This is a genomic window from Rhodococcus sp. RDE2, assembly GCF_020885655.1.
In the GTDB taxonomy this organism is placed as follows: Bacteria; Actinomycetota; Actinomycetes; order Mycobacteriales; family Mycobacteriaceae; genus Rhodococcus; species Rhodococcus pyridinivorans.
In genome coordinates this window covers 607,888-624,956 of the sequence record NZ_AP025186.1, presented here as the reverse complement: position 1 = coordinate 624,956, position 17,069 = coordinate 607,888, and the positions used below count along the sequence as shown (strand labels likewise).

General features: G+C 67.6%; 19 protein-coding genes. 15 read left to right on the top strand and 4 right to left on the bottom strand.

Annotation, left to right across the window (positions count from 1 at the left end; all coding sequences use genetic code 11):
• Window positions 1-7 precede the first annotated feature (7 nt).
• From LPH33_RS02915 to LPH33_RS02890, 6 genes are read left to right on the top strand one after another with little or no spacing between them, the layout of a single operon-like run.
• Window positions 8-1,069, top strand: coding sequence for a thiolase domain-containing protein (locus LPH33_RS02915; protein WP_060653743.1), 1,062 nt, complete (start codon window positions 8-10; stop codon window positions 1,067-1,069).
• Entirely contained in the window at window positions 1,069-2,244 is a 1,176-nt protein-coding gene (locus tag LPH33_RS02910) for a thiolase domain-containing protein (protein WP_120281367.1), read from the top strand. The genes LPH33_RS02915 and LPH33_RS02910 overlap by 1 nt, the downstream gene beginning before the upstream one ends.
• 9 nt (window positions 2,245-2,253) lie before the next feature.
• Complete coding sequence (locus tag LPH33_RS02905; protein ID WP_229566969.1) at window positions 2,254-3,135, top strand: TIGR03619 family F420-dependent LLM class oxidoreductase; 882 nt, start codon at window positions 2,254-2,256, stop codon at window positions 3,133-3,135.
• Window positions 3,132-3,545 carry a nuclear transport factor 2 family protein gene (locus LPH33_RS02900; RefSeq protein WP_229566968.1) on the top strand — a complete coding sequence of 138 codons (414 nt, stop codon included), beginning with the start codon at window positions 3,132-3,134 and terminating at the stop codon, window positions 3,543-3,545. Before LPH33_RS02905 ends, LPH33_RS02900 begins: the two co-directional genes overlap by 4 nt.
• 10 nt (window positions 3,546-3,555) lie before the next feature.
• Entirely contained in the window at window positions 3,556-4,128 is a 573-nt protein-coding gene (locus tag LPH33_RS02895; RefSeq protein ID WP_229566967.1) for a nucleotidyltransferase family protein, read from the top strand.
• 60 nt (window positions 4,129-4,188) lie between these two features.
• Window positions 4,189-5,454, top strand: coding sequence for a hypothetical protein (locus LPH33_RS02890; protein ID WP_229566966.1), 1,266 nt, complete (start codon window positions 4,189-4,191; stop codon window positions 5,452-5,454).
• Window positions 5,455-5,535: 81 nt separating this feature from the next.
• On the opposite strand, the gene LPH33_RS02885 is transcribed toward LPH33_RS02890, so the two are convergent.
• Window positions 5,536-6,789 (bottom strand): cytochrome P450, encoded by a 1,254-nt coding sequence (locus LPH33_RS02885; RefSeq protein WP_016694670.1) that lies wholly within the window; start codon window positions 6,787-6,789, stop codon window positions 5,536-5,538.
• Window positions 6,790-6,970: 181 nt separating this feature from the next.
• Here LPH33_RS02885 and LPH33_RS02880 point away from each other — a divergent pair, with 181 nt between their 5' ends.
• The 3 genes from LPH33_RS02880 (at window position 6,971) to LPH33_RS02870 (ending at window position 9,359) form a co-directional block, all read left to right on the top strand.
• On the top strand, window positions 6,971-8,134 hold the full coding sequence (locus LPH33_RS02880) for a steroid 3-ketoacyl-CoA thiolase (RefSeq protein WP_006551920.1): 1,164 nt from the start codon (window positions 6,971-6,973) through the stop codon (window positions 8,132-8,134).
• 1 nt (window position 8,135) lies between these two features.
• Complete coding sequence (locus tag LPH33_RS02875; protein ID WP_106200670.1) at window positions 8,136-8,609, top strand: nitroreductase family deazaflavin-dependent oxidoreductase; 474 nt, start codon at window positions 8,136-8,138, stop codon at window positions 8,607-8,609.
• Window positions 8,610-8,699: 90 nt separating this feature from the next.
• A complete protein-coding gene (locus LPH33_RS02870) occupies window positions 8,700-9,359 on the top strand; it encodes a GNAT family N-acetyltransferase (RefSeq protein WP_106200671.1) in 660 nt (219 codons plus the stop codon).
• A 55-nt stretch (window positions 9,360-9,414) separates the two neighbouring features.
• On the opposite strand, the gene LPH33_RS02865 is transcribed toward LPH33_RS02870, so the two are convergent.
• Both LPH33_RS02865 and LPH33_RS02860 read right to left on the bottom strand, forming a co-directional pair.
• Window positions 9,415-10,329: an SDR family oxidoreductase gene (locus tag LPH33_RS02865; protein WP_106200672.1), complete on the bottom strand. Its 915-nt coding sequence runs from the start codon at window positions 10,327-10,329 to the stop codon at window positions 9,415-9,417.
• Entirely contained in the window at window positions 10,326-11,102 is a 777-nt protein-coding gene (locus LPH33_RS02860; protein ID WP_106200673.1) for an SDR family oxidoreductase, read from the bottom strand. The genes LPH33_RS02865 and LPH33_RS02860 overlap by 4 nt, the downstream gene beginning before the upstream one ends.
• A gap of 194 nt (window positions 11,103-11,296) precedes the next feature.
• Here LPH33_RS02860 and LPH33_RS02855 point away from each other — a divergent pair, with 194 nt between their 5' ends.
• The 6 genes from LPH33_RS02855 to LPH33_RS02830 are packed head-to-tail and all read left to right on the top strand — an operon-like array spanning window position 11,297 to window position 16,275.
• Complete coding sequence (locus LPH33_RS02855; RefSeq protein ID WP_060653721.1) at window positions 11,297-11,851, top strand: FAS1-like dehydratase domain-containing protein; 555 nt, start codon at window positions 11,297-11,299, stop codon at window positions 11,849-11,851.
• Window positions 11,848-12,255, top strand: a complete 408-nt coding sequence (locus LPH33_RS02850) for a Zn-ribbon domain-containing OB-fold protein (RefSeq protein ID WP_016931875.1) — start codon at window positions 11,848-11,850, stop codon at window positions 12,253-12,255. The genes LPH33_RS02855 and LPH33_RS02850 overlap by 4 nt, the downstream gene beginning before the upstream one ends.
• Entirely contained in the window at window positions 12,252-12,662 is a 411-nt protein-coding gene (locus LPH33_RS02845) for a MaoC/PaaZ C-terminal domain-containing protein (protein ID WP_064063463.1), read from the top strand. The genes LPH33_RS02850 and LPH33_RS02845 overlap by 4 nt, the downstream gene beginning before the upstream one ends.
• Window positions 12,659-13,843: a lipid-transfer protein gene (locus LPH33_RS02840; RefSeq protein WP_160873685.1), complete on the top strand. Its 1,185-nt coding sequence runs from the start codon at window positions 12,659-12,661 to the stop codon at window positions 13,841-13,843. Before LPH33_RS02845 ends, LPH33_RS02840 begins: the two co-directional genes overlap by 4 nt.
• A 40-nt stretch (window positions 13,844-13,883) precedes the next feature.
• Window positions 13,884-15,143: an acyl-CoA dehydrogenase family protein gene (locus tag LPH33_RS02835; RefSeq protein ID WP_106200675.1), complete on the top strand. Its 1,260-nt coding sequence runs from the start codon at window positions 13,884-13,886 to the stop codon at window positions 15,141-15,143.
• Between the two features lies 1 nt (window position 15,144).
• A complete protein-coding gene (locus LPH33_RS02830; protein ID WP_229566965.1) occupies window positions 15,145-16,275 on the top strand; it encodes an acyl-CoA dehydrogenase family protein in 1,131 nt (376 codons plus the stop codon).
• Between the two features lie 78 nt (window positions 16,276-16,353).
• Here the strand turns inward: LPH33_RS02830 and LPH33_RS02825 are convergent, their stop codons facing one another.
• Window positions 16,354-16,959, bottom strand: a complete 606-nt coding sequence (locus LPH33_RS02825) for a TetR family transcriptional regulator (RefSeq protein WP_226950059.1) — start codon at window positions 16,957-16,959, stop codon at window positions 16,354-16,356.
• Between the last annotated feature and the right edge of the window lie 110 nt (window positions 16,960-17,069).

Sequence of the window (17,069 nt, the reverse complement as noted above, 5' to 3'; positions counted from 1 at the left end):
GGACACCATGACAGACATTGCAGTCGTCGGCTTCGCACATGCTCCGCACGTGCGCGAGACGTTCGGCACCACCAACGGCGTCGAGATGCTCGTCCCGTGCTTCCAGGAGCTGTACGACAAGCTCGGCATCACCAAGTCCGACATCGGATTCTGGTGCTCGGGTTCCTCCGATTACCTTGCCGGACGCGCGTTCTCGTTCATCTCGGCGATCGACGCGATCGGTGCGGTCCCGCCCATCAACGAGTCGCATGTCGAGATGGACGCGGCCTGGGCGCTCTACGAGGCGTGGGTCAAGCTCATCACCGGTGAGGTCGACACCGCCCTCGTCTACGGCTTCGGCAAGTCCTCGGCCGGCACCCTGCGGCGCACCCTCTCCCTGCAGCTCGATCCGTACCTCGTGGCACCGCTCGGCGTCGACTCCGTCTCACTCGCCGGCCTGCAGGCCCGCATGGGTCTCGACTCCGGCAAGTGGACCGACCGCGAGATGGCCGAGGTCGCGGTGCGCAGCCGCGCGGCCGCGAAGAACAACCCGAAGGCCCAGCTCTCGGGTGATCTCGACATCGAGGACCTGCTCTCGCAGCCGTACATCGCCGATCCGCTGCGCAAGCACGACTGCGCTCCGGTCACCGACGGTGCCGCCGCGATCGTCCTCGCGAGCGGCGACCGGGCCCGCGAGCTGTGCGAGAACCCCGCGTGGATCACCGGGATCGAACATCGCACCGACTCACCGAACTTCGGCTCGCTCGACCTCACGGTGTCGGCCTCCGCACGGGCTGCCGCGCAGGCGGTCACCGGTGGCGACACCGCCTTCGACGTCGCCGAACTGCACGCGCCGTTCACGCATCAGGAGCTCATCCTCCGCGAGGCGATCGGCCTGGACGATTCGACGACGATCAACCCGTCCGGCGGACCGCTGACGGGCAACCCGATGTTCTCCGGCGGTCTCGAGCGCATCGGTTACGCAGCGCAGGCGATCATGGACGGCACGGCCGGACGTGCACTCGCGCATGCGACGAGCGGTGCTGTGCTGCAACAGAATCTGGTAGCCGTTCTGGAGGGACGCAACTGATGGCGAAGCAACCCGCAGCTGTCCTCGGAACCGGGCAGACCCACTACGTCGCCAAGCGGCACGACGTGTCGATGTCCGGCCTCGTCCGCGAGGCGATCGACCGAGCCATGGCAGACGCCCAGGTGGGCTGGGACGACATCGACGCCGTCGTGATCGGCAAGGCCCCCGACCTGTTCGAGGGCGTCATGATGCCCGAACTGTCGATGGTCGACGCCATCGGCGCCACGGGCAAGCCGATGCTGCGCGTGCACACCGCCGGGTCCGTCGGGGGCTCGACGGCGAACGTCGCGGCAAGCCTCGTACAGGCCGGTGTGCACCGCCGGGTGCTCGCGGTGGCCTGGGAGAAGCAGTCCGAGTCGAACGCGATGTGGGCGCTGTCCACACCGGTCCCGTTCACCATGCCGGTCGGTGCCGGTGCGGGCGGCTACTTCGCGCCGCACGTCCGTTCGTACATCCGCCGGTCCGGCGCGCCCGAGCACATCGGAGCGATGGTCGCGGTCAAGGACCGTCTCAACGGCGCCAAGAATCCGTACGCCCATCTGAAGCAGCCCGAGATCACCCTGGAGAAGGTGCAGGCCTCGCAGATGCTGTGGGACCCGATCCGGTACGACGAGACGTGCCCGTCGTCCGACGGTGCGTGCGCAGTCGTGCTCGGCGACGAGGACACCGCGAAGGCCGCCGAGCAGTCGGGCCGCAAGGTGGCCTGGATCCACGCCACCGCGATGCGCACCGAACCGACCACCTATGCCGGTCGCGACCAGGTCAATCCGGAGGCCGGCCGGGTCGCCGCCGCGGCGCTGTGGAAGCAGGCCGGTATCACCGATCCGCTCACCGAGATCGACTGCGCCGAGATCTACGTGCCGTTCTCGTGGTTCGAGCCGATGTGGCTCGAGAATCTCGGCTTCACCCCCGAGGGTTCGGGCTGGAAGCTCACCGAGGCCGGCGAGACGGCCATCGGCGGCCAGTTGCCGATCAACATGTCCGGCGGCGTGCTCTGCTCCAACCCGATCGGTGCGTCGGGCATGATCCGCTTCGCCGAGGCCGCGATCCAGGTGATGGGCAAGGCGGGAGACCACCAGGTGGACGGTGCCCGCAAGGCGCTCGGCCACGCCTACGGTGGTGGCTCGCAGTACTTCTCGATGTGGGTCGTGGGCTCCGACCGGCCCACGAACTAGGAGGCGGGCATGGTCTCGTTCACCGTCGGGGTCGCGATGACCCCGCTCGACCAGCTCACCGGCATCGCGCAGACCGCCGAGAAGTGCGGATACACGTCGATCGCCCTGCCCGACTCCCTGTTCTACATGGAGAAGCAGACGGTCGACTATCCGTACACCCCCGACGGTTCGCGGATGTGGACACCCGACACCCCGTGGGTCGATCCGCTCATCGCCGCGGCGTCCATGGCGGCCGCCACGTCGACGATCCGGTTCTACACGCAGGTGCTCAAACTCGGCTCGCGCAATCCGGTGTTGCTGGCCCGGCAGGTCGGTTCGGTCGCCAATCTCACCGGCAACCGGTTCGGTCTCGGTGTCGGGATCGGATGGGCGCCGGAGGAATTCGAGTGGTGCGGCGTCCCGTACGCCAAGCGCGGCAAGCGCGTGGACGAGATGATCGACGTGCTGAAGCTGATCCTCGGCGGTGGCATGGTCGAGCACCACGGCGAGTTCTACGATTTCGACCGGCTCCAGATGAGCCCCGCCCCCACCGAGCCGGTGCCGTTCTACGTCGGTGGGCACACCGATGTGGCGCTGCGGCGCGCGGCCCGGGTCGGGGATGGTTGGACGTCGGCGATGATCAAGTACGACGATCTCGTCGAGGTCATCACGCGCCTGCGCGAGTTGCGTGCCGAGTACGGCCGCAGCGACGAGCCGTTCGAGATCCAGGCCGTGTGCGTCGACAGGTTCGGCAGCTCCGGTTATGCCGAACTCGCCGACGCCGGGGTCACCGACATCATCGTGGTGCCGTGGATCTTCGACGGGCACGGATTCGACTCGCCGCTCGAGGCGAAGCAGGAATCGCTACGGAAGTTCGCCGACAAGTACATCCACGGAAAGGACGCGGCATGAGCGAGGAACATCCGGCGCGCGTGGCGGCCCGGGCGTCGCAGACGGCGGCGAGCGGGAAACGCAAGGACGAGTGGCTCGCGCTGTTCGCCGAGGATGCGTGCGTCGAAGATCCCGTCGGCCCGTCCGGTTTCGATCCCGAGGGCAAAGGACACCACGGGCACGAGGCGATCGCGAAGTTCTACGACATGACCATCGCGAACACCGACAAGCTCGAGTTCCTCGTCGACGACGTGCTGGTGTGCGGCGACGAATGCGTCAACATAGGCACGATCCGCACGACGATGGCGGGCAATCTCATCGACGCGGAGGGCGTGTTCGTCTACCGGGTCGACGGCGGCGGGAAGATCGTGTCGCTGCGTGCGTTCTGGGAAGTGGATCGCGCGATGAAGACTCTGCGACCGGTCTCGTAGCATCGGCGGTATGCCGACCGCCGGAATCGTTCTCGCAGCAGGGGACGGCTCGCGGTTGGGTGGACGCGCGAAGGCGTTGCTCCCCCACCGTGGCCGTCCTCTGCTGCATACCGTCGTCGATGCGCTGCTCGGCGGTGGTTGCGACGAGGTCGTGGTGGTGGTCGGTGCGTTCGGCGACGAGGTCGCCGCAGCCTGTCCGGCCGGCGCCACGGCGGTGCACAATCCCGACTGGTCCGACGGCATGTCGACCTCCCTGCGCCGCGGGGTGGACGCGGCGCGCACCCACGACCGGGTCGCGCTCACCGTCGTCGACTTTCCCGGCATCACGGCCGATCTGGTGCGCCACGTCCTGGCTGAGCACCGGCCGGGCACGGTCACGCTCCCCGTCTTCGAGGATCGTCCCGGTCACCCGGTGGTGTTCGACCTCGCCGACGCGTTCACTGCCGCCGAGGAGGCCACCGGCGACGAGGGCGCGCGGTCCTTCCTCACCCGCAATCGTGACCGCGTGCAGCGTCTCGACTGCACCGGGCTCGGCGACCCCGGAGACGTCGACACCTCCGAGGATCTTCGCCGCCTGACCTGACCGCGTCGCCGTCCGGCGTGTCGGCGTCGCGTCCCGGTGACCGCTCGGAGAAGGTAGGGGGTGCTCTCCTGGATTCTCTACGCGCTCGCAGCCGTCGGCAGTTTCACCGCCGGAACCGTCCTCGCCGCGCCGAGCGTCGACACCTATCCACTCGATACCGGGTTCGGATTCGGTGCCGTGGAGACTTCGGGTATCACCGCGTCTGCCACGGGAGCGCTGGTCACCGTGTTGATCACGCTGTGGTTACGCCACCGGGTGGGCGCGCTCGTCACCGTCGTGGCCGGAGCCGCACTCGTGGCGGTTGTCGCCATGCCGGGTGCGTGGCGGTTCGACATGTACGTCTCGGCGGTCGGTGCAGGCCTGGTGCTCGGTGCCCTCGTCGTCTGCTGCGCCCGAATCGCGGGCACCCGACTCCCCGCGGTGATGACCGGTGGCGTCGTCGCCGCGCTGCTCACCGCAGAACCCATCGCGGAATACCGGGAGTTCGCGGCCTCCTCGCCCGGAAGCGCCGTGTACCTCGAGGTGTCGGCGCAGCCCGCCAACGCGGTGTGGACGGTTCTCTCGGCGACTGTCATCGCGGTGGCAACAGCGGCTCTCGTGATGCGTGCCGGTGCTCCCGCTTCGGTCGACGAACGACGATGGGATGTGAGGGAAACGGTGGTCGGTATCGGCCTACCGCTCGTTGCCGTCGTGCTGTATCGGTCTCTTCACAGTGCCGTGTGGTCTCCGGATGCGAATCCCGGCGGGAACGGACGATGGCTGTGGGGCATCGTCGCTGTCCCACTTGTGATCGGTGCTGCCCTGTGGCTGCGCGAGAGAATCGGATCGGTCCTGCTCGCCGCCTTCGCCGTGGCCGTCGCCGCGGGTACCGCTCCCTCGTGGATACCCGGCGGATGGTTCCTGCCGGCCGTGATGGTCGTGCTCGCCGCCGTCGGCGCGTGGCTGGGCCGTCGCGCGCCGATGCCGATGGCCGGAGTGGGCGTGCTCGCGTTCGTCACGATCACGGCGATCTTCACTCGTACGCCCTGGGACAACGTCCACCTCCTGGCGACCCTCTTCGTTCTTCCGGTGGCAGCCGCGTACACGATCAGCGCGGCACTACCGTCGACGAGCGCGGTCACCGCCGCCTCCTTCTCGCTGCCCGCCGTGATGGCGTTGCCTCTGCTCACCCGATTCGGATGGACCGCCTACACGCCTCTCACCGGTTCCCCGTCCGGGTGGGCGCCGGACTCGTGGACGGTTCTGACGACCGGTGTATCGGTAGCCGGTGTGCTCGCGACGGGGGCCGCGATGTGGTGGATCGCCCGCAGGTCCGAGGCCCGGTAGACGACACGGGATGTGCGAGGTCCCCGGCGCGCAGGGGTGGCCGGGGACCTCGATGTTCGGTTCGGTCGGTGTTCGGTTCGGTCAGTGCTGGACCGGGCACCCACCCGAGGTCTTGTAGTCGACCTGGAACTCCTTGATGCCGTTGAGCCAGCCCGACCGCAGACGGTGCGGGTCGCCGATCTTGGTGATGTCGGGGATGTGATCGGCGATGGCGTTGAAGATCAGGTCGATCTCCATGCGGGCGAGGTTCGCGCCGAGGCAGTAGTGCGCACCGGTGCCACCGAAGGCGAGGTGCGGGTTGGGATCCCGGAGAATATCGAACTCGCGGGGGTTCTCGAACACCTCTTCGTCGTTGTTGGCCGAGGCGTACAGCATGACCACGCGCTCGCCCTTGCGGATCGTCTGTCCGCCGAGCTCGGTGTCCTCGAGCGCCGTGCGCTGAAACGAGGTGACCGGGGTGGCCCAGCGGATGATCTCGTCGGCGGCGGTCTTCGGCCGGTCGCGCTTGAAGATCTCCCACTGCTCGGGGTTGTCGAGGAAGGCCGCCATGCCGTGGGTGATAGCGTTGCGGGTGGTCTCGTTGCCAGCCACCGCGAGGACGATGAAGAAGAAGCCGAACTCCTCGGGAGCCAGCTCGTCGCCGTCGATGTCGGCCTCGATGAGGGTGGTGACGATGTCGTCGGCCGGGTTCTCCTTGCGGGCGGCGGCCATCTGGTAGGCGTAGCCCAGCACCTCCATGGAGGCGGCCGCCGGATCGGCGGTGTTGTCCGGGTCGTCGTAGCCCGTCATCTGGTTGGACCACTCGAAGATCTTCGCGCGGTCCTCCTGCGGGACGCCGATGAGATCGGCGATCGCCTGCAGCGGCAGTTCCGCGGCGATCTGCGTGACGAAGTCACCCTGACCGGCCTGGCAGGCCTCCTGGACGATCATCTTGGAGCGACGGTCGAGCTCGTCGCGCAGGCCGTTGATCGCACGGGGCGTGAAGCCTCGGGCGACGAGTTTGCGCAGCTTGGTGTGCTCGGGGGCGTCCTTGTTGAGCAGGACGTGGCGCTGCAGTTCGATGGCCTCGCGCGGAATGTCGTCGTTGAACCGCGGAATCGCAGTGTTCTCCCAGTTGGAGAACACGTCGCTCCGGCGGGAGACCTCACGGACCTCCTCGTGCCGGGAGACAACCCAGAAACCCTCGTCGTGGAAACCACCGACGTCGGGAGACTTCTTGTTCCACCACACCGGTGCCGTCTTGCGCAATTCCGCGAACTCTTCGAACGGCATACGGTCTGCGTACAGATCGGGATCGGTGAAGTCGATGTCTTCGGGGATGTTCGGCTGCGCCACTGATATCTCTCCTGCCCTGGCGAGTACCGCTCGCGTGATTTGTAACACGTTCTAGAACCATTCAAACACAGGTGCGCCGTGCGACCAAGAGATCCGCACGTCCCGTGTGATAATCAAGTTCTGTTGCCTCTCGGAGAAACCTGTTCTATTTTGCGAAGAACGTAGGAGAAAGGAGCCCGAAGTGGGCACACCAGTCATCGTCGAGGCCGCACGGACCCCGATCGGCAAGCGGGGTGGATGGCTCGCGGGCCTGCACGCTGCCGAGATCCTGGGCGCCGTCCAGGCCGGACTCGTCGAACGCGCCGGCATCGACGCCGAGCTCGTCGAACAGGTCATCGGTGGCTGCGTCACCCAGGCGGGCGCCCAGTCCAACAACATCACCCGCACCGCGTGGCTCAACGCGGGCCTGCCCTGGCAGGTCGGCGCGACCACCATCGACGCCCAGTGCGGATCGGCGCAGCAGGCCAACCACCTCATCGCAGGCCTCATCGCCACCGGCGCCATCGACGTGGGCATCGCGTGCGGTATCGAGGCGATGACCCAGGTGCCCCTCGGCGCCAACGTCGGCGACCAGGCGGGCCCGCGCCGGCCGGAGTCCTGGAACATCGACATGCCCAATCAGTTCGAGGCCGCCGAACGCATCGCGCGGCGCCGCGGCATCACCCGCGAGGATGTCGACGCCCTCGGCGTGCGCTCGCAGCAGCTCGCGAAGCAGGCCTGGGACGAGGGCCGGTTCGACCGCGAGGTGCTGCCGGTCGTCGCACCCGTCGTCGACAAGGAGGGCAACCGCACCGGCGAGAAGGCGACCGTCACCCGCGACCAGGGTCTGCGCGAGACGTCGGCCGAGTCGCTGGCGAAGCTGAAGCCCGTGCTCGAGGGCGGCATCCACACCGCCGGCACCTCGTCGCAGATCTCCGACGGAGCCGCCGCCGTGCTGCTCATGGACTCCGACCGGGCGAAGGCACTCGGACTGAAGCCGCGGGCGCGGATCGTCGCGCAGGCACTCGTCGGCGCCGAACCCGAGTTCCACCTCGACGGCCCCGTCCAGGCCACCGCGAAGGTTCTCGAGAAGGCCGGCATGAGCATCGGCGATCTCGACCTGTTCGAGGTCAACGAGGCCTTTGCGTCGGTACTGCTGTCCTGGGCCCAGGTGCACGGACCGGACATGGACAAGGTCAACGTCAACGGCGGTGCCATCGCGCTCGGCCATCCCGTCGGTTCCACGGGCTCGCGCCTGATCACCACCGCGCTGCACGAACTCGAGCGCCGCGACGCGTCGACCGCGCTGATCTCGATGTGCGCGGGCGGAGCCTTGGCCACGGGCACGATCATCGAACGGATCTGAGTTGGGTACCGAGAACGCCCCGAAAGGACTCCGGTCCAACGCCACGACGTCGATCATCAAATGGGGGTCGCGCTTGAACGTCGCGGCTTACCGGGCCACGGGCGGGCGCATAGGGGGCAAGTGGCGAGTCGGAAGCGCGTTCCCGCGGGGAGTTCCCGTGTGTCTGGTGACCACGACCGGACGGAAGACCGGGCAGCCCCGGACGGCTCCCCTGCTGTTCCTCGAAGACGGCGACAAGGTGGTGCTGGTGGCGTCACAGGGGGGACTTCCCAAGCATCCCTTGTGGTTCCGGAACATCCAGGCGAACCCCGAGGTGACCGTCCAGATCAAGTCGCGGGTGCGGACGATGCACGCGCGGGTCGCGAACGAGGAGGAGCGGGCGCGGTATTGGCCGATGCTCACCGCGATGTACCCGGACTTCGACAAGTACCAGTCATGGACCGACCGTGTGATTCCCGTCGTCGTGTGCGAGTGAGCGTCCCGGCCGGCACGGTTCGCCGGGACGGTCCCGTGCGGGAATACTGAGTCTCGTACGTCCAGGTTCTCGACGAAAGGATGTCGCACGATGGCAACCACCAATCACGACAAAGTGCTCGACCGGCGGGAGATCGCGGCCGCGCTGCTCCGGGCGCTCGAACGACGCCACGAGGTGCTCGACGTGATCGTCGAGAGCAAGGACCGGGGCGACGCGGTCGCGAAACTCGCTTCGCTGCTCGACACCGACGAGTTCTGCGCGGAGGCCGTGCTGAATCTTCCGTTCCGCCGCCTCACCCAGGCGGAGCGCAAGAAGATCCGCGAGGAACTCGACGATCTCGATGCGGTGCTGCAGTGGACGACGGCGGCGCGTCCGTACGCGACCGGCGCGCATTTCCGGCTGCGTCCTATCTCCCACAGCGCGGCCGACACGGCGCTGTTCAAGGTCCGCTGCGCCGACCAGCTGGGCGCGGACAGCGACGAGCTGGTCGAGTCCGAGCGGCAGCGCGGCGCCGAGCTGATGGACGACGAGTCCGGGATGTGGCTTGTGGCCGAGGATCTTTCGGGCGACGAGCCGAAGGCAATCGGCTTCGCGTTCGGTGAGCTGACCGGCAACGAGGTCGACGTGCGGATCTGGGTGCATCCCGAGTTCCGCAAGCAGGGTTACGGCACCGCCACGCTCAAGCAGGCGCGCTCCGAACTCGCCGCCTACTTCCCCGGCTCCACCCTCATCATCCGCACGCCCGCCTAGATCGGCTGCCCGTGCGCGTTTCCGGTGGCGACCACCGGAAACGCGCACGAGGACATCACGCTCCGTAGACCGGCGTCGGCGGCTGCGACGCTGCGATCAGCTTCTCGACGACGGGACCGAGTTCCTTCGGATCCCAGCGGTCGCCCTTGTCGATCGCCTCACCGTGGCGCCATCCGTCGGCCAGCGACACCTTGCCACCTTCGGCCTCGAACACGCGCCCGGTCACGTCCTTCGCTTCGGCACTGCCGAGCCATACGACGAGCGGCGAGACGTTCTCCGGCGCCATGGCGTCGAAACCCTCTTCGGGCGCGGCCATCATCTCGGCCATCGCGCCACCGGCACCGACGGTCATGCGGGTGCGCGCCGAGGGCGCGATCGCGTTGACGGTCACCCCGTAGCGGCCGAATTCGGCTGCGGCCTGGATCGTGAGCGTCGCGATGCCGGCCTTGGCCGCGGCGTAGTTGCCCTGACCGATGCTGCCCATCAGTCCGGCGCCCGAGCTGGTGTTGATGATGCGGGCGTCGACGGGATTGCCGGCCTTGGACTCGGCGCGCCAGTAGCTCATGGCGTGACGCATCGGCGCGAAGTGCCCCTTGAGGTGCACGCGGATGACAGCGTCCCACTCCTCCTCGCTCATGTTGGCGAGCATGCGGTCGCGCAGGAATCCGGCGTTGTTGACGAGCACGTCGAGTCGGCCGAAGTTGTCGAGGGCGGTCTTGACGAGGTTCTCGGCGCCGGCCCAGTCGGCGACGTCGTCGCCGTTGACGACGGCTTCTCCCCCGGCCGCGCGGATCTCCTCGACGACCAGCTCGCCGGGCGACTCACCCGTGGCCGAACCGTCACTGCCGACACCGATGTCGTTGACGACGACCTTCGCACCCTCCGCGGCGAAGGCGAGGGCATGGGCGCGACCCAATCCTCGCCCGGCGCCGGTCACGATGACGACGCGCCCGTCCAGCAGTCCACTCACTTCGTCTCCTTCGTTTCGGCCGCTGCCATGTAGGCAGGGCGTTCACCGCCACCGTGGACGGTCAATGTCGATCCGCTGACGTAGGCCGACAGCGGAGAGGCCAGGAATGCGGCGCAGTGGCCGATATCTTCGGGCTGGGCCAGCCGTCCCAGCGGAACGGTCTCGCCGACTGCGGCGACGCCGGCCTTGTCTCCGTAGAACAGGTGCGACTGTTCGGTTTCGACAAGGCCGACCACCACCGAGTTCACCCGTACCTTCGGGGCCCACTCGACGGCGAGCGACTGGGCGAGGCTGTCGACACCCGCCTTGGCCGCACCGTAGGCCGCGGTGCCCGGCGAGGGGCGCGACCCGCTCACACTCGAGATGTTGACGATCGAACCGCCGGTGTCCTGCTTCTGCATCACCGCGTTGGCGGCCTGCGCGACCAGCAGCGGAGACAGCAGGTTCAGCTCCACGATCTTGGCGTGGAACTTCGGACTCGCGTCGGCCGCCAGCGCATAGGGCGAGCCGCCGGCATTGTTCACCACTGCGTCGAGCCGGCCGTGGCGGTCGATGATGCTGTCGATCAAGGCTTTCACCTGATCGGCGTCCCGGACGTCGCACGGCAGGAATTCCGCGGTCCGCCCGTCCGCTTCGACGGGGTGTTCGGGTTCGTTGCGTGCACATGTCACGACGGTCGCTCCGGCGCGGAGGAACACCTTGGTGATACCTGCGCCGACTCCCCGTATGCCTCCGGTGACGAGCACGACTGCGCCGTCGAGTCCCAGATCCATTCACTGCCTCCACGTCGTTCACCCCGCAGGATGCGCGGGTTCCACGCCCACAACTTACCAAGCAATCGCTTGGTTCGGTACCGGCTTCCGGTGTCCGCCGTCACGCTCCTGCTCAGTGGGAATGGGGGGATCCCGCTTGTCGGCCCGCCTTAGCGTGACGACGAACGCGCGTGCCGAAGAGGAGTGAGTGGGCCATGCAGACCGTCGAGCAGGACTACGAGAAATACGTCGGGCAGGTGGCCGAACCGCCCCGTGTGGCCCGATACGTCGTCAACGACGCCATGATCCGGAACTGGGTCGAGGCCCACGACGACTTCAATCCGATCTACGTCGACGCCGAGGCCGCTCGCGAGACCGGACGCGAGTCGATCGTCTGCCCGCCCGCGATGATCTCGACCTGGATCATGGCCGGCTACCGTCGCTGGCGCGAGGTCCAGCGCAAGCGCACCGAGGGCGTCGTGGAGGACTTCGCGTACTCCCGGATGCTCGCCGACCTGGACCGCGAGGGCTTCACCTCGGTCGTCGCGACTAACGTCGAGCAGGACTACCACCGCGAAATCGTCCCGGGCGACCACATCACCGCCCACTACACGATCGAATCCGTATCCGGAGTCAAGCGAACGGGTCTCGGCGACGGGCGATTCTTCACCCTGTACAAGCGCTACGAGGACCAGAACGGCGAACTCGTCGCCGAGGAACGATTCCGGATGCTCCGGTTCAACCCGAACACCGACAAGGAGACGCGATGACCGCCGTCCCCCGGCTCACCATCACCCAGGACAACCAGTTCTGGTTCGACGCCGTCCGTGAGGGCCGACTCGAGATCCAGCAGTGCAACGAGTGCGACACTCTGCGCCACCCGCCGGGCCCGGCCTGCCCCGCCTGCCGTTCGTTCGAATGGAAGACGGTCGAATCCTCGCGTCGCGGAACGCTCCACAGCTGGACCGTCATCCACCACCCCCAGGATCCGGCCTTCGAGTACCCGCTCGCCGTCGGACTGATCGACCTCGAGGAAGGCATCCGCATCGTCGCCGACATCGCGGGTGTCGACCACGACACGCTCGAGATCGGCATGGAACTCGAGGTGGGATTCTCCGAGCACGCGCACGGTGAGATCCTGCCCCAGCTGCGCAAGCCCGGAGGACAAGCATGAACCTCGCCGAATGCACTGTCGGACAGGAACTTCCCGAACTCGTCCTGCCGATCGATCGCACGACCATCGTGGCCACCGCGATCGCATCACAGGATTTCGAGGACGTGCACCACGATCCGGATGCCGCACTCGGACGCGGTACCCCGGACGTGTTCATGAGCATCAACGCCACCAACGGATTCGTCGACCGGTACGTCACCGACTGGACCGGACCGTCGGCGCGTGTACGCCGCGCGTCGCTGCGTCTGGGCGTGCCCTGTTTCCCCGGCGACCCCATGCACATGAACGGTGAGGTGACCGCCGTCGAGGGCGCGACCGTCACCCTGAAGGTGCAGGGCCGCAACAGCAGAGGCGTCCACGTCACCGCCGAGGTCGTGGTGGAGCCCTACGAGAGGAAGACACGATGACCGTCAAGGGCTTCTCCGGAGCCGCTGCTATCGCCGGCATCGGAGCCACGGAGTTCTCCAAGAATTCCGGCCGCAGCGAATGGCAGCTCGCGTGCGAGTCGGTCCTCGCCGCTCTCGAGGACGCGCAGATCGGTGTCGAAGAGGTCGACGGCTTCGCGCTGTTCACCATGGAGACCAACCCGGAGATCGCCGTCGCCCGCGCGCTCGGCATCCCCGAACTCAAGTTCTTCAGCCGCATCCCGCACGGCGGTGGCGGCGCCTGCGCACCCGTGCAGCAGGCTGCACTCGCCGTTTCCAGTGGTGTGGCCGATGTCGTGGTCGTCTATCGCGCGTTCAACGAGCGCTCGGGCCACCGTTTCGGTGCCGGTCCGCCGCCGTTCGCGTACAACTCGAACACCGACCAGGAATACCGGAACTGGATCAACCCCTACGGTCTGCTCACTCCCGCTCAGCAGGAAGCCTTCCTGGCACGCACCTACATGCACAAGTACGGGGCGACCAGTGCGGACTTCGGGCAGATCTCGGTGCTCTCGCGCAAGCACGCGGCGAACAACCCCAAGGCCTGGTTCTACGAGCGGCCCATCACCATCGACGACCACCAGAACTCCCGGATGCTCGCCGACCCGCTGCGCCTGCTGGACTGCTGCCAGGAGAGCGACGGCGGCCAGGCACTGGTCATCGTGAGCGCCGAACGCGCCCGAGATCTTCCGCATCCTCCGGCGATCATCACCGCCGCGGCGCAGGGCGTCGGTCCTCAGCAGATCTCGATGAGCAGCTACTACCGCGACGACATCGACGCGATGCCCGAGGTCGAACTCGTCGCCCGGCAGATGTGGGCACAGGCCGGCTTCGGTCCCGAAGGTATAGACGCCGCGATCCTGTACGACGCCTTCACCCCGATGGTGCTGCTCCAACTCGAGGAGTACGGCTTCTGCGGCCGCGGCGAGGCCAAGGACTTCATCGCCGAAGGCAACCTCGAGGTCGACGGCCGCCTGCCGATCAACACCCATGGCGGGCAGCTCGGCGAAGGCTACATCCACGGCGTGAACGGCATCGCCGAGGGTGTCCGGCTCATCCGCGGCACCTCCGTGAACCAGCCCACCAAGACTCTCGACAACGTGCTGGTCACGGGCGGATCGCCGGTGCCGCACAGCGCGCTCGTCCTCTCGGCCGACCGTTAAGCCCGTAACCCCGGGCCCCGAACACTTCTCAGGAGACCATATGCATCCCGAGCTGTCCGACAAGTCACGGCGGCTGCGCACCGAACTGCGAGAGTACTTCGCCCGCATCATCAACGATGAGGATCGGCGTGCCCTGGTCGACCAGACCGAGGGTGGGCCGGTCTTCGACAAGATCTACCGGCAGATGGGCGCCGACGGCTGGCTCGGCCTGGGATGGCCGGAAGAGTACGGCGGACGCGGCGAGGACCCCGAAGCGCTCTACGTCTTCTACGACGAGACGATCCGCGCCGGCGCACCGGTATCGCTGGTGACGCTCAACACCGTCGCCCCCGCGCTGATGAAGTACGGCACCCAGGAACAGAAGGATTTCTTCCTCCCCAAGATCCTGACCGGTGAACTGAAGTTCGCGATCGGCTACACCGAGCCCGGCGCCGGCACCGACCTCGCCGCACTCCAGACACGGGCGCGCGTCGAGGGCGACGAACTCGTCATCGACGGCAACAAGCTGTACACGAGTTCCGCGATCTTCGCCGACTGGGTCTGGCTGGCCGTGCGTACCGATCCGGACGCTCCCCGCCACAAGGGCATTTCGGTCGTGCTCGTGCCGACCTCCTCGCCGGGCTTCTCGGCCACCGAGATCCAGACCGTCGGTGGTATCAGCACGGCGGTGACCTACTACGAGAACATCCGCGTCCCGCTGAGCAATGTGGTCGGTGAGCTGAATCAGGGCTGGACCCTGATCACCAGTCAGCTCAACCACGAGCGTGTGGCACTCGCAGCCCGCGGCGGCATCGCCAACGAGATGTACGACGAGGTCCTCGCGTGGGCCAAGCAGGAACCTTTCGGTCCCGGTGTGCTGTTCGACGTGCCGTGGGTCCGCTCGACCCTCGCCGAGGTCTACGCACTGCTGTCGGCGACCGATCTCGTCAACCTGCGCCTGGTGTCCGACATCGCCGCCAACACCCTCAGCGGCGGTGATTCCGCTGCCGCGAAGGTCTTCGGCACCGAAGGTGTCGTCGCGGCCTACGGCATGTTGCAGGAAGTGCTCGGAGCCCGCGGACTGCTGCGCCCCGGCAGCCCCGGTGCGGTGATCGAGGGCCGGGTCGAAGCTCTGGGCCGACGCGCCCAGAACAACACCTTCGGCGGCGGCAGCAACGAGGTGATGCGCGAGATCGTGGCCGCGAAGAACCTCGGAATGACCCTGGGCGCCCGCAGGCGTCCCGATGCAGCGGCCACCCGCACGCAATCCGACAGGACGGCCCAGGCGGACGTGAAGACGCCGGCCGAGACGAGGAGCTGACATGGAATTCGAGCTCGATGACGACCTGATCGCGGTCGAGGACCTGGCATCGCAGGTCTTCGGTTCCCTGGCCAAGGTCGAGCGTGTGGTCGAGGTGGAGCGCAAGGAGGGCGGCTTCGACGCTCCCCTGTGGCAGGCACTCGCCGACTCCGGGCTTCTGGGACTGGCTCTTCCCGAATCCTCGGGTGGCGCCGGCATGGGCATGCTCGGACTGACGACGATCCTGCAGCAGCAGGGCCGGCGCGTCGCCCCCGTCCCCGTGTGGTCCACCGTGGCGGGCGCGGCTCTTCCGCTCGCGCAGTTCGGCACGGAAACGCAGGTGGGGCGTCACCTTCCGGGACTCGTCGACGGTTCCGTCGTACTGACCGGCGCCTTCGACGACACTCCCGGGGCGAGCCCCACCGTGACCGCAATCCGCAAGGGTGACGACCTCGTCATCAGCGGGCAGATCCCGTCGGTTCCGTGGGCACCCATCATCGCCGGTGTCGTCGTACCCGTTCGGTGCGACGACGATTCGGTCGCCGTGGTGATCGCACCGGTGGATGCGCCCGGCGTCGAGGCCGTCCCGGCGGCCGTGACCGGCCGCGGCGCCGAGGCAGCCGTGCAGTTCACGGACGTACACATCGGAGCCGAGGATGTCCTGCCCGGCGACGGTGCGGAGATCGCGGCCTGGACGCGGCGCCGCATCCGCATCGCTCTGGCTGCCGTTCAGCTCGGGGTATGCGAGGAAACGCTTCGGGCCACGGCGGTGTACACCTCGGAGCGCGTGCAGTTCGGCCGGCCGTTGTCGACGAATCAGGCCGTTGCGTTGCGCGCGGCCGATGCCTACCTCGACACCGAAGCGATCCGGCTCACGATGCGCCGGGCCGCATGGCTGCTCGACGTCGGGCGCGAGGACGAAGCCGAGTCCGCGGCGCTCGTCGCCAAGTGGTGGGCATCGCGCGGTGGTGTGCGAGTCGGCCTGACCGGCCAGCACCTGCACGGCGGTATCGGCGCCGACATCGACTACCCCATCCACCGCTACTTCCTGTGGGGACGGCAGTTGGCGTTCACCTTCGGCGGAGCGGAAGCTACCGCAGCGGCCCTCGGGGACGCCCTCGACACCGCGCCCCCGATCGGGGCGGCCGGGTAACCGGCCGGTCGTGATCACACGAGTCCCGTTCCCCGCACGACGGTGGAACGGGACTCGTGTCGTTTCCGGAGCCCTTCCCTAATCCCCGAGATGGGCGAGCAGCAGCTCGCAACTGCTCCGCACATCCGCCTCGGTCTCCGCGAGAGTCGCTCCGCCGTTGAGATATGTCACCAGCAGCCCGGACCACAACATCGACAACAGTCGCAGCGTGTTGCGATCCTCGTCGGTGGGGTCGTCGAGTCCTGCCTTGTCGAACAGGATCCGGAGGAACGTTCGCCGCACTTCCACGGAGTCGGGCACCACGTTCGCCGGCGCGGTGCTGTTGGACAACAGCATCGCGGACGCCAGGCGAGGCCGGTCGACGAACCGCCGGGTCATCTCGATCAGCACCTCGGTGATCGCATCCCGGGCGTTCATCCCCGGTTTCCGCGCGGGAAGCCGATCCGCGCCGAGTTCGAGGCGATCGAGGAGCAACGCCACGAACAGATGCGTCTTCGACGGGAAATACCTGTACAGCGTGCCGATCGCCACCCCGGCGTTCCGTGCGATCTCCGTCATCTGGACGCGAGCGAGTTCGTGCTCGGAGCCCAGCCGTGCCGCGGCCTCCAGGATCCGCACCTGCCGTCGCCGCTGCTCGGCGGAGGTCGGCTCCGCCCCGTCGCGCGCCTTGCCGATTCTGGGCACCGGTTCCCCTCTCCACGATCACGGCCCGTCGTTTCCGCACCGCATCACCGGCCAGATTGTCGCATTGCGGATCTTTCGCGGTCCCGAACGGTGGGATGGAAGGGCCGACA

Excerpts from the sequence above, each read along its gene's own strand:
- LPH33_RS02915 (WP_060653743.1), top strand. The coding sequence starts at position 8 with ATGACAGACATTGCAGTCGTCGGCTTCGCACATGCTCCGCACGTGCGC.
- LPH33_RS02910 (WP_120281367.1), top strand. The coding sequence starts at position 1,069 with ATGGCGAAGCAACCCGCAGCTGTCCTCGGAACCGGGCAGACCCACTAC.
- LPH33_RS02905 (WP_229566969.1), top strand. The coding sequence starts at position 2,254 with ATGGTCTCGTTCACCGTCGGGGTCGCGATGACCCCGCTCGACCAGCTC.
- LPH33_RS02900 (WP_229566968.1), top strand. The coding sequence starts at position 3,132 with ATGAGCGAGGAACATCCGGCGCGCGTGGCGGCCCGGGCGTCGCAGACG.
- LPH33_RS02895 (WP_229566967.1), top strand. The coding sequence starts at position 3,556 with ATGCCGACCGCCGGAATCGTTCTCGCAGCAGGGGACGGCTCGCGGTTG.
- LPH33_RS02870 (WP_106200671.1), top strand. The coding sequence starts at position 8,700 with ATGGCAACCACCAATCACGACAAAGTGCTCGACCGGCGGGAGATCGCG.
- LPH33_RS02860 (WP_106200673.1), bottom strand. The coding sequence starts at position 11,102 with ATGGATCTGGGACTCGACGGCGCAGTCGTGCTCGTCACCGGAGGCATA.
- LPH33_RS02855 (WP_060653721.1), top strand. The coding sequence starts at position 11,297 with ATGCAGACCGTCGAGCAGGACTACGAGAAATACGTCGGGCAGGTGGCC.
- LPH33_RS02850 (WP_016931875.1), top strand. The coding sequence starts at position 11,848 with ATGACCGCCGTCCCCCGGCTCACCATCACCCAGGACAACCAGTTCTGG.
- LPH33_RS02845 (WP_064063463.1), top strand. The coding sequence starts at position 12,252 with ATGAACCTCGCCGAATGCACTGTCGGACAGGAACTTCCCGAACTCGTC.
- LPH33_RS02840 (WP_160873685.1), top strand. The coding sequence starts at position 12,659 with ATGACCGTCAAGGGCTTCTCCGGAGCCGCTGCTATCGCCGGCATCGGA.
- LPH33_RS02835 (WP_106200675.1), top strand. The coding sequence starts at position 13,884 with ATGCATCCCGAGCTGTCCGACAAGTCACGGCGGCTGCGCACCGAACTG.
- LPH33_RS02830 (WP_229566965.1), top strand. The coding sequence starts at position 15,145 with ATGGAATTCGAGCTCGATGACGACCTGATCGCGGTCGAGGACCTGGCA.